Here is a 14,300-nt window from a genome sequence, read left to right as displayed (position 1 = left end):
TGTGCTCCTATTCGTAAATATTTTGACCTGCCTGAGCGAGCAGGGAGGCTCGGTCAAGAATGGTGATCTTGCCACGCTTCTTGGTGATCCAGCCGGCTTTTTGGAATTGCAGCAGGACCCGGTTCAAATGCCGGTAGCTTGTGCCGATCAAGTCTGCCATATCAACAAGGGAAGTTGCATCAAGCTTCGGCTGCGTCGGTGTCATGGACAGCAGGTAGCTCGCCAAACGAACATCTACCGGATAAAGCAAGTTGAAGTTCATGGCAGATGACTTCATTTCGAATTTCTGCGTGATTATTTTCAGGAGAAACTGGAGCCATGCGGCATTATCTCCCATCTCTTTTCGCAATACTTCATAAGGGATCCGGATGACCCGGGTGTTGGAAACGGCTTCCACCGTGTTAATGAGCGGACAGTGCTGGACGTATTCGATGTCACCTACCAAATCGAATGGGCTTTTAAATGCCAAAATCAGCCGTTTTCCTTCCGGAGACAGCATGGAAATCTTCAGTTTTCCTTCAACCAGCAGGTAAAACGCTTCGGAATCGTCTCCTTGAGACAGCAAACGCTCTCCACCCGATAAACTTACGATCTGCATAAACTGCCGGATCTGTTCCGGAAATAAATCTGCCAGTTCGTACCGATGAAGATAATCGTTGATGGCCTGATTCATTGTCATCCTCCTTACCATTTCAATACAATAACACCTGCGATCATCAATGCTAATCCAGCAATCTGAGTCCGGCCAATTTTTTGTTTTGTCATATCGAACCAGCCTTTGCCGTCAATCAGCACGGCGGTGATGAGCTGGGCGATCAGGAATATTCCAATGGTCAACGTAACGCCCATCCGGTGTACGGCGGTCATATTGCTGTAAAGGACCACGGCTGCCAGCATTCCGCCGGACGCATACAGCAGTGGAACTTGCGTTAAGTTTTGGTAGGTTTGATCCCGCAGCAAGACAACGATCAAGAGCGCCAGTACAAAACCTGTGAATTGTGTCATGGTCGCTGCCTGCCAGGTGCCGATGCTGTCGCTGATCGTTGCATTGGCTACACTTTGAAATGTCAGAAAGAAACCGCCTGCCAGTGCAAAAATTGTGCCTTTCATTCCGTCCACCCGCCTTTCTTTCATTTAATGTACAGAAATTAAATGGGAGAAAAAAGGACATATGTCCCTTTTGGTTTATTGTATCGGATTCCGGTTAAATTTGCAGGACAATAAAATGGCAGATTTGTTTATACTGTAAACATTCTGTGTGTCCAAATCAGCATCTGTAAATCACTACTTGAAGTTTGATATTACTGGAAGGCGTGTCCTTTCCACCGCAACACTCTGTTTAGAAAAACATCTTTCTGCCGGGACTTGCTGAAATTTATCAGCCCAGACAAATTATTTTGTGGTAAGCTACTGACATAATATCTTGATGAAATAGAGTGGTTTTTGCAACAACAAATACGAAAATCTCATTTCATGATGATCAAGAGCGGAGCGAATAGCCATGTTGAAAGAACAAAATAGATACTCCAGGCTGGCAGATCTAACAAAAATCATTAATACGAAGCTTGAACTGCGCGAGATGCTGAAGCATGTCACCACTGCCATATCCGAAGAAATCGTTCAATGTGATTCTGTCGGAATATACTTGCCGGATGGCACCGGAAACTTTAAGGCTGTGGCAGGGAAACCGGAATCCATCAATGGACATTCCATTCTGTCACAAAAAATCGACCTTGAAACAGATCCATTTGCAAAAGATGTCGTCACCACTAAACAGACCATTTATATTCCGGATACATTCAGGGACAACCGGCCAAACCCAGGGGCAGTCGCTGCATTTAACATTCACTCCCTTCTTGGACTTCCCATCATTTATGAAGATCACTTATTTGGACTCGTGTTTTTGTTTGATTGCGGCAAACCGATGAATATTTCAGAGGTTCAGATCCAAAGCGTAGAAGCATATGTCAATATGGCAGCAGTGGCTATCCAAAACGCTAACAACTTAAAGCAGAAAGAACAGCTGATTGCTGAAAAGCAGCTGTTGCTTGATGCCAATCGTGAGCTTTCCAGGTGTTCAACCGTTGAGGAAAACCTGGATACTTGTTTTTATTATTTAAACAAAGCGGTGGATTGCCAAAACGTTGCAGTTTATATAAAAGATCCGAACGACGCCGACGCTCTTTGCTTTAAAGGAATGAACAAGGAAGCTGACTGGACAGAGGACGAATGGAAAAGAGCATTAATTGATATTCAATTGAATCGGGAGCATGGAAATGTTGTCGATGAAGTGATGATCGAGCAAAAGATCAAATTTATTCCGAGTGAGGAACGATGCAGGCTGCTGCTCATTCCCATGATTTCCAAAGGCGATGCTTTTGGCTTTGTCGCCATTGCCTGTTTGATGGAGACGCTGCAGTCTGATGAAAAATCACAGGTGCATTTGGCACAGTCAATCGTTGATGCAACGGCATTAACATATTCCAACTTAACGTACATGGATCTCCTCGAGCTTCGTGTGAAAAAACGGACCAGTGAATTGGCTAATGCCAATGAAAAAGTCACCAATGTTATCGACAGTATAACGGACGGTTTTTTCGCCTTGAACAAAGAGTGGGAAGTTATCTATATCAATCGCCATCAGCCGCTGCCACTGGGAAAAACAGCGGAAAGTGTAATGGGCGAGACGATATGGTCCATCTTCCCTGACAAGTTCCACGGCATTCTCCATAAAGAGCTGTCTCGAGCCATGTCAGAGCGATTGCCTGTGCATTTTGAGGTGTCTTCTGCAGCGGATTCCTATTGGTTCGACGTAGTCGTGTATCCATTTGATGATGGCATTTGCTGCTTATGCAAAAACACCACCGAGAAAAAAATCTATGAAAATGAACTGAAACGCTTGTCCAACTTGGAACTGATCGGACAGATGGCTGCAGGAATCAGCCACGAAATCCGCAATCCGATGACAACTGTCCGCGGATTTTTGCAGCTGTTGACAAGCAATAAGGAATTGCAGCATTTTAATATGTATTTTGACCTTATGATTGATGAGCTGGATCGTGCCAATTCCATCATTTCCGAATTTTTGTCGATGGGCAATACCCGGTCATCAGATTTGGAGATGCTGGATTTGAATGCCATAATTTGTGACATTTCTCCGTTATTAGAAATTGATACCTTCAATCAAAACAAGTTCATCCAGTTTGAAAATACAAGCATCCCTGAAATGTTCTTGAACCGTGACGAAATCCGCCAATTGCTTATTAACCTGTGCCGAAATGGCTTGGAAGCGATGGAGCCGGGAAAAATGCTCTCTATCCGTACCTACATGGAAGACGAGCATACGGTGGTTCTTGAAATTCAAGATCAAGGTGCCGGTATGAGTGAGGAAGTGTTAAGAAAAATCGGCACACCCTTCTATACGACAAAAGACAATGGCACAGGTCTGGGGCTGGGTGTCTCATACGCTATTGCCGCGCGCCACAATGCGAAAATCGAAGTGCAATCAAGCAATGAAGGTACTGTATTTTCAGTGAAGTTTCATCTTGGATAATAAGTAAATGGAGGGAGGATCAGGCAAGGTGCAGTTGCATCTTGCCTTTTTCTAAACAGGACCGACAATTCATACGTCATTTGCTGACTGGAAAGAGAGAGTAATGCTATGGAAATCTGGGATTTATATGATGATGAAAGAAAGCTGCTTGCCAAGCAGCACATGAGAGGCCAAGCAATGACGCCAGGTGAATACCACATTGTGGTGGAAATTTTTACTTTCAACAGAGACGGCAAACTGCTGGTCACCCAACGAGATGCTGCGAAGACGTATCCCTTGTTATGGGAATGTACGGGCGGCTCGGTTACTGCCGGGGAAACAAGTTTAGTTGGAGCGGTTCGTGAGTTGGAAGAAGAAACCGGGCTTGTTGCGGATCCGAAAGACCTTCAACTTGTCGGCAGTTTGAAAAAAGACGTCTACTTCCTGGACAGTTATATATGGAAGAGCGCGAAGCAATTAGAGCTGACGGATTTCAATCTCCAAGATGGAGAAGTATGCGGAGCCAAATTTGTCGCATTGGCTGAATGGGAAGAAATGAATAACGACCTGCTGGTGGTCCCAAAAGTATGGGAGCGATATAAGCTCTACAGCAAAATTAAAATGGCAGAGACACCAAAAATTGATTGTATGACTGATGTAATTGACTAATATGAATTGAAATTCTGGAATTTCAGGAGGGGTATACAGTGAGTATACAAGAACAGAATGTAGCTTCAGATTTTTCGCCGCCAAAACATATTCTCTCTGCAGCTGCAATCGTCCTTAATGACCAAGGTGAAATCTTGCTGATCAAGGGACCACGGAGAGGTTGGGAAATGCCTGGCGGTCAGGTTGAGGAAGGAGAATCGCTTAAAGAGGCAGCTATCCAGGAAGCAAAAGAAGAGACAGGTATAGACATTAGAATCGAAAAGTTTTGTGGGGTTTTTCAAAATGTGGAAGATTCCATCTGCAACACACTTTTCCTGGCAAAACCGGTTGGTGGCAAAGAAACCACCTCAGCCGAAAGCTTGGAAGTAGCCTTTTATCCAGTTGCCGATGCCCTAACTATGGTCACATGTAAAAACTTCAGGGAACGAATCGAGTATTGCCTCGATAGCAGCAGCCATCCGTTTTACATAGAGTTTTAGCTTCATAGAGAAATGGCCATGGGCAATCGTTTTTGCTCATGGCCATTTTCGCGTAGAAATTTTTATTCTTCTTCTAGTTCTTCTATCAATCTCTCCATCTCTGCAATTTCTTCCCGCTGTGCCTGAATAATTTTATCTGAAAGCTCACGAACACGGGGATCGGAAATATTGGCTCTTTCGCTTGTCAGGATGGCAATCGAATGATGGGGAATCATTGCTTTCATCCAGCCGCTGTCTTCAATGAGTATTTGGCTGCGTACTAGCCACAACGAAAGCGCAAATACGACCGCACTTCCAGCTAGAATTACTGTGTTCACCTTTTTGTTTTTATACATTGGCCACATGAATAGCAGCATGACAATCGCCATAATGGATCCCATAATCAAAGCCATGTAAATCCGTGTCTCACTGAACGTCACATGATCCAGTTGAAAAACGTTCAAAAACATCAACCAGTACATCAAAAATGTTGAAGTAACGATCATGATTCCAAACTTCAAATAAGGATTCATAAGCCACTCTCCTCCTTCTAAAATAGGTTTGTTGATAAATAGTTCTTCTTTATGTATATACCATATTGAAGTTGGAATAAACTCCACAGAAACTGCATAAATGGGATAGGACCCTACAAAAGCTCAACTCGCTAACGATTATTTATATCCATAAGATGAATAAAGTGACAATTGCAAATTGCCAGGTGTAAAAATGGTATGATTATTTCAGGTATTGATCAATAGGATGGGAGACAGCAATGGATATTACAACGATTATCACTCAATTGACTGATGAGAACCTCCTGCCGCCGGCCATTTGGAAACCCAAGGCATTGACCGGAGGAACAATGAGCAAAGTGTTTTTCCTGCATCATGACAATGAGGCGGACTATATTCTAAAATTTAATCAAACCAATGTAACCAAGTCAGAAGCTGATTTTCTATCAACGTACCATGGAATATCCATCCTGCCAGACTTAGTAGCTGTCGATTCTTCCCATCGGTACATGGTCTATACATACATTCCCGGATCTATTGTTAAGTCACTTGACGGCGGCAAGAAGGAGCTCCTTCAAACACTCGTTGACGATTTGATCAACCAGTATCATCCCGTTTCTACATTTGAAGGCTGGGGATGGCAGGACTCTCCTGCAAGTTCATGGGAACAATTTTTAACAAAGGAAGTAGAGGCGGCACAAGAATTTTTGGTCCCTTTTTTAAAAAAGGAAGGCTTACATATCACAGCACCATGGGTAATTGATCAAAATCGGAACAGTTTCCAAAAGAAACCTTACCTGATCCATGGAGACTGCGGATTCCATAATTTCATTGTTCATGAAAAGAAGCTGGCAGGTGTCATCGATCCAACCCCAATCTTAGGCTATCCACATTACGACTTGATCTATGCTTTCTTTTCATCGCCGAACGACTTGATGAAGGACACTTTAGGTTCCGCTTTTAAAGGATTGTCCGCGGAGCTGCCTGAGGAGAAACAGCTTTATAAAGAAATTTTGATTGGTTTGTACTTGCGTCTCGCAATTTGTGTAAAACATCATCCCGAAGACTTTCCAGTATATTTGGAAGCATGGAATTACTGGAACCGAATTGCAGACAGTCGGCAATTCTCAAACGACAGTATAGTGTGATAGCTTCATGGTCGGCTTCATTTTTCAAAGGAGAGTGACGAATTGAAAGAAAAACTGATTTTCTCATTTCTGGTAATCTTGACGACCGGGTTGATGGGATCTTCCTTTGTCGTAGCAAAAATCGGTTTGATCTATTTATCACCACTGCTATTAGCAGGTATACGATTTACGATAGCCGGCAGCATCATGATCGTCTTTGTGCTGCTGTTTAAAAGAAAACATCCAAAAACTCCAGTCGAATGGGGAAAAATGGTGCTGATTGGTGCTGTTCAAACCGCAGGCGTCATGGGTGCCATCTTTTTAAGTTTACGGACCATCACTTCCGGGGAATCCGCCATTTTAACTTTCATGAATCCATTATTGGTGGTGATATTCGGGACACTGGCACTTGGCATGCGCTACCGGCTGATCCAGTGGATAGGGGTCATTATCGGATTTCTGGGTGTTTTCGTTACCATGGGAAGCCAGTTGGGCATCGGAATTGGCACTTTATTTGGCTTTTCAAGCGCAGTTTTTTGGGCAGTAGGAACGCTGTTGATTAAGAGATGGGGTGTTTCCATAGATATGTGGGTATTGACCGCCTACCAGATGCTGTTTGGCGGACTCATTTTATTGGCGGGTTCTGCCATGCTGGAAAATGCCTATTTTGTCGTCAATTCCACTTCCATTTCCATTCTATTATGGCTCACCATCCCGGCTTCGATCGTTCAATTTACAATCTGGTTCCATTTACTGCAGAAAGGGGATTCTGGAAAAGTGAGTGCATTTCTCTTTTTGGCTCCTTTTTTCGGCATTCTGTCCGGATGGCTGGTGCTCGGAGAAGAGATCGGGTTGCCTTTGTTAATCGGCGGTAGTTTGATTTTTGCCGGAATTTTCCTTGTGAATTGGCCAGAAAAGCGGATTGCGGTGAAAATGACAGTTTGAGATTGATATCAACAGCAAGTAGGAAAGGAGGCATTCTATTTTGGTTAACGTTAAGGGAAAAAAGATTAGTCTAATCGATTCATCAGAATCTCTATTAGACGAACTTTATTACTGGCGCTATGAAGATCCACAGCAGGAAGCGAAAAAATGGAACGGCCCTTATATTCCAGAAGCTTGGCTAAGTAAGGAGCACCACCGAAAAGAGTGGCTGGAAAAACCAGAGATTGCCAAGGGCGTCCCTGCATCGCTCGTCATCCTAGCTGATGGCAAAGCGATTGGCTATGTAGGCGCTTATTGGGTAGACGAACATACAAACTGGTTGGAAACAGGTGTAGTCATTTACAACACCGAATACTGGAACGGCGGGTATGGATCTGAGGCCTACCGGTTATGGATCCATTTCCTGTTTACATACACCGATTTGCACCGGCTGGGCATGTCGACTTGGTCGGGCAATGAGCGCATGATGAAAGTCGCTGAAAGGCTGGGGATGAGGGAAGAAGCACGCATCCGAAAGGCACGCATCGTAGAAGGGAAACATTTTGATGCCATTAAAATGGGGATGCTGCGCGAGGAGTGGGCAGCGCAGAACCAAATTTAAAAAGGAAATGCACAGCCTAATGGCCAGTGCATTTCCTTTTTTACATATTCAAATGCCACTAGACTGCGAAATACGCAAAGATCGACAGCAAAATGGATGTGATAGTCATCGCAGCCAGCGGCAGCATGGCGCGTTCCCGTAAATCGCGCAGGCTGACCGTCAAACCGAGCCCAACCATCGCCGCCGTCAGCAGCCAAGTCGTCGCTGTCGACACAAACTCACGCAGTGCTTCCGGGAAAGGAACAGAGTGTCCGAAGACGTAGCTTCCCAGAACACTCAAGAGGATGAACCCGAGAAGAAACCAAGGGAATTGGATCGAAGCGTCTGTTTTCTCCTCTTTGTTTTTGCGTTTCATCAGAAATATAAAGATAAAGCAAAGAGGGACGAGCAAAAAGACGCGGCCCAATTTTCCTAAAAGCGCAATGGCCAAGCCGTCTTCTCCAGCAGGTGCTCCCGCCAATGCCACATGGGCAATTTCATGAAGGCTGATGCCGACCCACATGCCGTATTCGATGTCGTCAAGCGGCAAGAATGGACGAAGAATGGTATAGGAAATGGCAAAGACCGTGCCCATAAGCGCAATGATGCCGACGCTGATTGCCGTATCTTCGTCTTTTGCTTTGATGATAGGAGCGATTGCCGCAATGGCCGCCGCTCCGCAAACGCCTGTACCGACGCCGAGCAACAGGGAAATGGTCTTATCAGCCTTAAAACGTTTCGCCAGCCATACGGTAAGTAGAATAGCGAAAGCGATGACGACCATGTCCCGCAGCAATAAACCCAGCCCATCGCTAAAGACCGTATCAATGTTCAATTTTAATCCATAAAGAATGATGGCAACGCGCAATAAGCGCTTTGAAGAAAAGGTGATTCCGGAACGGATGGCATTCGGGTAGCCGAAGATTTGCCGATAGAAAACAGCGATGATGATGGCACAGGCCAGTTGGCCGACCTGATCAAAGCCTGGCACCTGAGCCAATCCATAGCCGAAAAATGCAATCAGGAATGTAAACAGGACGCCGCCAATCCAGGCTGTTTTTGGTGATAAAGGATTAGAGTTGGGTTGTAAAGAGTTCGTGTTGTTTGCAGTCATGGTGAAACCTCCTGCAAGTAAGTATAGAAAAAGTCTATACATTAGTAAAATAATTATTTAATATAATGATAATAAGTATTCCAATATAAGAGAATGGGGGAGAAGGATGGATCAGCGTTTGGAAGTGTTTCTCAAAGTAATTGAAAAGAAAAATTTCTCCAAAGCGGCGGAAGAGCTGCACATGACGCAGCCTGCCGTCAGCCAGTATATCCGCTCATTGGAAGACAGCACGGGCGTCAAATTGCTGGAGCGGACCAATAAATACGTGCGGCTGAACAAAGCAGGGGAAATCGTTTATCACCACGCCATTGAAATCAAAGAGCTTTACGCTAAAATGAACCACCTACTTGACGACTTGACCAACAAAGCAAGCGGGTCGATCGCCATCGGTGCGAGTTACACATTCGGTGAATACTTGCTGCCGCGGATAATCGCAGAGGCAAAAGAACAGTATCCGGACATTAAACCAACTGTCACCATCGGCAACACGACAACGATTGCCGGACTTGTGCTTAGCCATCAGCTGGATGTCGGCATAGTAGAAGGCCACTTCAAAGAGGTCCAAGAATTGAAGACCGAACCGTTCGCGGAAGATCGAATGGTTATTGTGGCATCAGCCGATCATCCGTTGGCAGGCCGTAAAGAGTCGGTAACAATGAAAGAATTGATCGAAGAAACTTGGATCTTGCGAGAGCTTGGCTCCGGCACAAGGGAAGCTTCCGAAAACGTCTTCAAGCAATTTTCAATCGCTCCTCAGTCCATCATGCATTTCAGCAGCACCCAGCCAATCAAAGCCATGGTTGAAGCGGGGATGGGCATCAGCCTCCTTTCGGAATGGGCGGTTCAAAAAGAACTGCGCTATGGAGACATAAAAGTACTGGATGTGAAAGAGCTGCCTTATACTCGCGATTTTTCCATCGTCACCCGTTCGCCGTTCCAGACAAAGGCGCTTTCAGCATTTCTGGAGTTGCTGAAGAGCCATAAGGAACTCACTGATTTTAAGATTCAATAAATGAAAAAACGATTCTGCAATATTGTGCAGGATCGTTTTTATATTGCGAGTATTAATTTATAGAATTGACTTGCTGCGAGTTTACCAGGAGATAAGTCGTCAATTCCAAGCCGTTCAGATCTTCATGGTGCATATTGACCGACGAAATTTGGCTGTTTTCATAAGTAGTGTAATAATAAATCCCTTTATCCATATTGCAGCAGGAAGAGTAAATCGTGAATTCGAATTTCCCTTCTTCTACTTCACATGCGCCTCTTTGCTGTTCTACTGACTTTAACAAGTGAAAAAATTGGCCGATGCTTTCAAATTCGGAATCGCCTGATACGGAATTCAATTTTGTAAAAGCCGCTTTGACAAATCGGGAAGCGGAGGATAAATCCCCTGGAAGCCCCAGTCCGCCCATGCCGCGGCTATAAACAGTCAACTCGACTTGTTGGGAAAAATTATTATCCGAAACTGTTGGGGAAATATGGCGGTAATTATTTAAATTGAACAATTGGTAGTCAAAAGGCGGGTTGTTTGTCAAAACGCCAACAGGGTTGTCATACACTTTTAAGCCTTCTTTTACAGATTCCACCACGATTGACTGGGATTGATCGGCGATCATCCAATGCAAAGGAGACAGAGGCAATTGCTCACTGAAATTAACATTCACAAGATTGATTTTTGATAACAGTTTTTTAGCTTCAATGACTGTTTCACATTGTCCAAGAATCCATGGGATAAATTCAAAAGGAGAGATGTTATCTTTGCCATCCACTTCAGGGAAAAAATAAGCATTTTCAGGGAAATTCAATCCTGCCATACTTAATCCCTTTTCATTCGTTGCCTCAAAATACAGTGGGTAGTTATCTACGACAGCTGCCATGCCAATCAAAGCATAATGATTGGGCAAACTAGCGGCCTTTCGGAATTCAAAAGGGAAGTTTCTGGGAGTAAAGGTGACTGCTTCTCCATAAGACAACTCCAAATCCAGATTGCGTCCGAAATAATGGTCTTTAGTCGAATAAGTAAGCGATGTGCACATAGCTTTAGACTCCTATCAGATATTAGTATTTTGTTAGACTATGACAACGGCACTGACAAAGCATCTCGAGTAGTGTATTACTTGTAGTATAGCTTAAAGAACATGATAGCTGGCAAATTTTTAAAGGATTCAGCTGGCCTGAAGATTAGTTTCATTTAAAATAATTTTTCATCTAACTTGCAACGAACAGCGTCACAGAAATGGAAAAACCATCTCTGTGACGCTGTTCTACAATTTAACTATTTATTGCTACTCTGCTAGGAACATCTCTTCTAAAGAGGGCTCATTGACTTCTACCCGGAAGATGTTCACATGGCAGTTTGTGAAAGCACGAATGATTTCGGCAATCTTTAGTTCACTTCCAACAGTAATGGTGGTGAATGCCGGTGTTTTCTGAAGTTCTGTACCGGCAGTTTCCAGCCAGGCATACAGTTTTTGAGCTTCGCCGGCTGGAATTGGATCATGCTTCAGCTGAACGGTGATTGCGGATCGGTAATAGGAACGCAGTTCATCCATTGTACCGCTTTTGATGATGCCCCCGTCCTTCATGATGGCGATGTTGGAGCATATCTTTTCGACCTCATCAAGGTTGTGGGACGTCATGAAAACAGTCTTTCCTTGCTGCTGCAATGAAACGATCAGCTTATGTATGTGCAAGGCGGATTCGGCATCCAGCCCGGAAGTGGGTTCATCCAGAAAAATCAGGCTTGGATCATGAATGATGGCTTGTGCAATCCCTAATTTCTTCTTCATGCCAAACGAAAACTTGCTGACTTTTTTCTTGCCTGCTTCTTCTAACCCAACAAGCTTTAATACATGTTGGCATTCTGCCACAGAAACGGATCTGCCAGACAGGGAAGAAAGAAACTTCAAATGTTTCATAGCTGACATCGAATTAAAAAGTGTGGAATAATCAGGCATTACGCCGATATGTTTTTTAATGCGTTCACTCGGTCCATCTACACCGAGCAGAGAAAAGCTGCCGCTCGTCGGAAGCGTAATGCCCGTCAGCATATTGATGAAAGTGGACTTTCCTGCGCCATTGCGGCCGAGAAATCCAAAAATTTCCCCTTCCTTCACAATAAGATTGATACCGTCAACCACAGGGGTAGAACCGTAAGTTTTATTTAAAAATCTGGTTTCAATCGCTTTCATCAAAATTCCCTCCTATTAAAAATCGTTGCTGCAGCTGCCAGCATCAATCCGGCAAGGCAAAAAATAATCAGAAACAAGTAATTGTCTTCCACAAGGTAGTAATAAGGGCTGGCGAACTTAAGCCAGCTTATCCAAGTGTTATCTGTCAGTGCAATCCATGCTCCAAGAATTGGCGCAAGCAACCCGATTAGGATGCCCAAAAACATGGTGATCGATGGTTTGGGAACCACAACAGACATTAATATTGCCAAAGAGATTTGGAATGTCGACAAAGCGATCACTTGTGAAAAAATAAAAAAATCAAATTTAAGCGAAAATATGGAAATCAACAAAAACGAAACAAGAATGGAGGCAAACCAGAAGAACCAGGCGCCGGCAAATTTGCCAAACAAAATGCGAAGCCGGGAAGTGCGTGTTACGAGAAAACGCATCGTACGTTCATGGCTTTCTTTGTTGATGCTGTCATGTGACAGGCCCATCACAAACAGCTGACCGAAGAACATCAGGACGAACAGAAGTCCGACAGTATGGATATTTGCCATTTCTTTTTCTGTCAGCGCAATGGCCGTAGCCAAAATTTCCGAGTATTTTGCTGAATAATAAGAAGTGATGAGCAATATTGCAATGATGATAATGGATTTAATGCTTTTGAACATACTGATAAATTCTCTTTTTCCAATCGCGATCATGGTGAATTCCCTCCAACTTTCTTTTCGATGTCCTCTATGTGAGGCATGTTTTTATTATAGAACTTTTTCCTTAAGTGGAATGAACCGTTACCTTAATTTTTCCTTAATTCTCCTTTTTTTACATAAGAGAATGATATTATAGTTTACAGGAAACTATTTGAAAGGGCGGGTCAAGATGATAGAACCGCAATTATTGATTGTTGAAGATGAGCAAGCAATTTTATTCATGCTGGTTACAATTTTAAAAAGAGAGAGTTTTCTTCACATTGATAAAGCAGGATCAGCAGAAGAGGCTTTGGCTTTATGCAGGACGAAATCGTATGATCTGATTTTGCTTGATATTACGCTGCCCGGACAGAGCGGCCTTGAAGTCTGTCCGCTTATTAGAGAAATTTCAGCTGCATCTCTTTTTTTCCTGACAGCACGGTCGACGGATTTGGACAAGCTTTCTGGTTTTGCCGTTGGCGCGGATGATTACATCACCAAACCGTTCAATCCGCTTGAAGTTGCAGCCCGCATTAAAGCCCACCTGAGACGGCGCTTTGGAAACGAACCGAAAACCGAAGCGAATTTGTTTGAATATGGTCCGCTCTCAGTCAATACGAAGGCAGGACAAGTGAAACTTCACGGACAGCCTATTGAACTTCCTGCCCAAGTATATCAATTGCTGCTGTTTTTCTGCAGGCACCCCAATCAATTGTTCAGCAAGAGCCAGCTTTACGAAAAGGTATGGGGCGAAGAATTTTTTGGAGAAGACAACACGGTGATGGTTCACATCCGTAAGTTGCGAGAGAAAATCGAAGCTAGTCCAAGCAGCCCGAAGTTTATTGTCACAGTCAGGGGACTGGGCTATAAGTTCATTCCGGAAGGAGGCGGCCATGAATCTGCATAAGCGTTTTATGGTGCAGTTTTTCATCCAGCTATTCTTGCTGTCGCTGATTTTTCTGGTGTTGATGTTGACCGTATGGGCAGTGATTGGCTTCGCCATTTCAGAAGACGAGATTCAAACCGATCTGACCGAAGCGGATGCCAGCTATTTCACCAATCGAATTGAGGAAGATAGAAATCAGTATTCCCTTAAAAAAGAACTGGAGGAATTAGCCGAGAGCCAAAACGGCTGGCTGGTCCTATTGGATGCAGGCGGAGCAGTGGTTGATTCTTTCAACCCGCCTGAGGTACTGCCAACGCAATTTACCGTTGGAGATTTTACGGATCGGTTATGGGGAAACATCGAAGATAACCAGCAGTTCCATTATTGGGAAATTGAATTTCTGGACGAGGATTCACTTTTTTTATTGTATGGCAAGAGAAACTTGGCTGAAGACATTTGTAATGTCTGTTGCGCCAGCCATCGACTGGCAACAGGCAAACTTGAACTTAACACCCGAAAACAAAGAGCAGATGGCAGAAGAGCAAGCGTGGATGCAGCTCTTTAGTACTGAAGGTAAGGTTTTGGACAGTTTTGGAGAAGTTGGAAAGA

General features: G+C 44.0%; 16 protein-coding genes. 9 read left to right on the top strand and 7 right to left on the bottom strand.

Annotated elements, in window-relative coordinates; genetic code table 11:
* Nucleotides 1–7: 7 nt before the first annotated feature.
* Both GJB59_RS05660 and GJB59_RS05655 read right to left on the bottom strand, forming a co-directional pair.
* Nucleotides 8–673, bottom strand: coding sequence for a Crp/Fnr family transcriptional regulator (locus tag GJB59_RS05660; protein WP_142827956.1), 666 nt, complete (start codon nt 671–673; stop codon nt 8–10).
* Between the two features lie 11 nt (nt 674–684).
* Nucleotides 685–1,110 carry a DMT family transporter gene (locus tag GJB59_RS05655; RefSeq protein ID WP_142827958.1) on the bottom strand — a complete coding sequence of 142 codons (426 nt, stop codon included), beginning with the start codon at nt 1,108–1,110 and terminating at the stop codon, nt 685–687.
* A 391-nt stretch (nt 1,111–1,501) separates the two neighbouring features.
* Between GJB59_RS05655 and GJB59_RS05650 the strand changes: the two genes are divergently transcribed.
* From GJB59_RS05650 to GJB59_RS05640, 3 genes are all read left to right on the top strand, one after another.
* Nucleotides 1,502–3,553 (top strand): GAF domain-containing sensor histidine kinase, encoded by a 2,052-nt coding sequence (locus GJB59_RS05650; protein ID WP_142827959.1) that lies wholly within the window; start codon nt 1,502–1,504, stop codon nt 3,551–3,553.
* Between the two features lie 108 nt (nt 3,554–3,661).
* Complete coding sequence (locus GJB59_RS05645) at nt 3,662–4,201, top strand: NUDIX hydrolase (protein WP_142827961.1); 540 nt, start codon at nt 3,662–3,664, stop codon at nt 4,199–4,201.
* Nucleotides 4,202–4,239: 38 nt separating this feature from the next.
* On the top strand, nt 4,240–4,680 hold the full coding sequence (locus GJB59_RS05640; RefSeq protein ID WP_244946837.1) for an NUDIX hydrolase: 441 nt from the start codon (nt 4,240–4,242) through the stop codon (nt 4,678–4,680).
* A gap of 62 nt (nt 4,681–4,742) precedes the next feature.
* Here GJB59_RS05640 and GJB59_RS05635 read toward each other — a convergent pair whose 3' ends face one another.
* Nucleotides 4,743–5,192, bottom strand: a complete 450-nt coding sequence (locus GJB59_RS05635) for a DUF305 domain-containing protein (protein ID WP_142827963.1) — start codon at nt 5,190–5,192, stop codon at nt 4,743–4,745.
* Nucleotides 5,193–5,431: 239 nt separating this feature from the next.
* Here GJB59_RS05635 and GJB59_RS05630 point away from each other — a divergent pair, with 239 nt between their 5' ends.
* Genes GJB59_RS05630 through GJB59_RS05620 form a run of 3 tightly spaced genes read left to right on the top strand, consistent with a single transcriptional unit; the run spans nt 5,432 to nt 7,844 of the window.
* A complete protein-coding gene (locus GJB59_RS05630; RefSeq protein WP_142827965.1) occupies nt 5,432–6,319 on the top strand; it encodes an aminoglycoside phosphotransferase family protein in 888 nt (295 codons plus the stop codon).
* 42 nt (nt 6,320–6,361) lie between these two features.
* Entirely contained in the window at nt 6,362–7,243 is an 882-nt protein-coding gene (locus tag GJB59_RS05625) for a DMT family transporter (RefSeq protein ID WP_142827967.1), read from the top strand.
* A gap of 40 nt (nt 7,244–7,283) precedes the next feature.
* Nucleotides 7,284–7,844, top strand: a complete 561-nt coding sequence (locus tag GJB59_RS05620; protein ID WP_142827969.1) for a GNAT family N-acetyltransferase — start codon at nt 7,284–7,286, stop codon at nt 7,842–7,844.
* A 58-nt stretch (nt 7,845–7,902) separates the two neighbouring features.
* Here the strand turns inward: GJB59_RS05620 and GJB59_RS05615 are convergent, their stop codons facing one another.
* Nucleotides 7,903–8,937 (bottom strand): YeiH family protein, encoded by a 1,035-nt coding sequence (locus tag GJB59_RS05615; RefSeq protein ID WP_142827970.1) that lies wholly within the window; start codon nt 8,935–8,937, stop codon nt 7,903–7,905.
* A 106-nt stretch (nt 8,938–9,043) separates the two neighbouring features.
* On the opposite strand from GJB59_RS05615, the gene GJB59_RS05610 reads away from it, so the two are divergent.
* Nucleotides 9,044–9,949 (top strand): LysR family transcriptional regulator, encoded by a 906-nt coding sequence (locus GJB59_RS05610; protein ID WP_142827972.1) that lies wholly within the window; start codon nt 9,044–9,046, stop codon nt 9,947–9,949.
* 52 nt (nt 9,950–10,001) lie between these two features.
* On the opposite strand, the gene bsh is transcribed toward GJB59_RS05610, so the two are convergent.
* The 3 genes from bsh to GJB59_RS05595 form a co-directional block, all read right to left on the bottom strand.
* A complete protein-coding gene (bsh, locus tag GJB59_RS05605) occupies nt 10,002–10,976 on the bottom strand; it encodes a choloylglycine hydrolase (RefSeq protein ID WP_142827973.1) in 975 nt (324 codons plus the stop codon).
* Nucleotides 10,977–11,225: 249 nt separating this feature from the next.
* Nucleotides 11,226–12,131, bottom strand: a complete 906-nt coding sequence (locus GJB59_RS05600; RefSeq protein ID WP_142827975.1) for an ABC transporter ATP-binding protein — start codon at nt 12,129–12,131, stop codon at nt 11,226–11,228.
* Entirely contained in the window at nt 12,131–12,820 is a 690-nt protein-coding gene (locus GJB59_RS05595; protein WP_142827976.1) for an ABC transporter permease, read from the bottom strand. The genes GJB59_RS05600 and GJB59_RS05595 overlap by 1 nt, the downstream gene beginning before the upstream one ends.
* A 175-nt stretch (nt 12,821–12,995) precedes the next feature.
* On the opposite strand from GJB59_RS05595, the gene GJB59_RS05590 reads away from it, so the two are divergent.
* Both GJB59_RS05590 and GJB59_RS19110 read left to right on the top strand, forming a co-directional pair.
* Complete coding sequence (locus tag GJB59_RS05590; RefSeq protein ID WP_142827978.1) at nt 12,996–13,712, top strand: response regulator transcription factor; 717 nt, start codon at nt 12,996–12,998, stop codon at nt 13,710–13,712.
* Nucleotides 13,699–14,256 (top strand): hypothetical protein, encoded by a 558-nt coding sequence (locus GJB59_RS19110; protein WP_236015447.1) that lies wholly within the window; start codon nt 13,699–13,701, stop codon nt 14,254–14,256. Before GJB59_RS05590 ends, GJB59_RS19110 begins: the two co-directional genes overlap by 14 nt.
* Nucleotides 14,257–14,300: the final 44 nt, after the last annotated feature.

This window comes from Planococcus soli, assembly GCF_016881065.1.
Lineage (GTDB): Bacteria > Bacillota > Bacilli > Bacillales_A > Planococcaceae > Planococcus > Planococcus soli.
The sequence above is the reverse complement of the archived record's forward strand: the minus strand, read 5'-3'. Positions and strand labels throughout refer to the sequence as shown.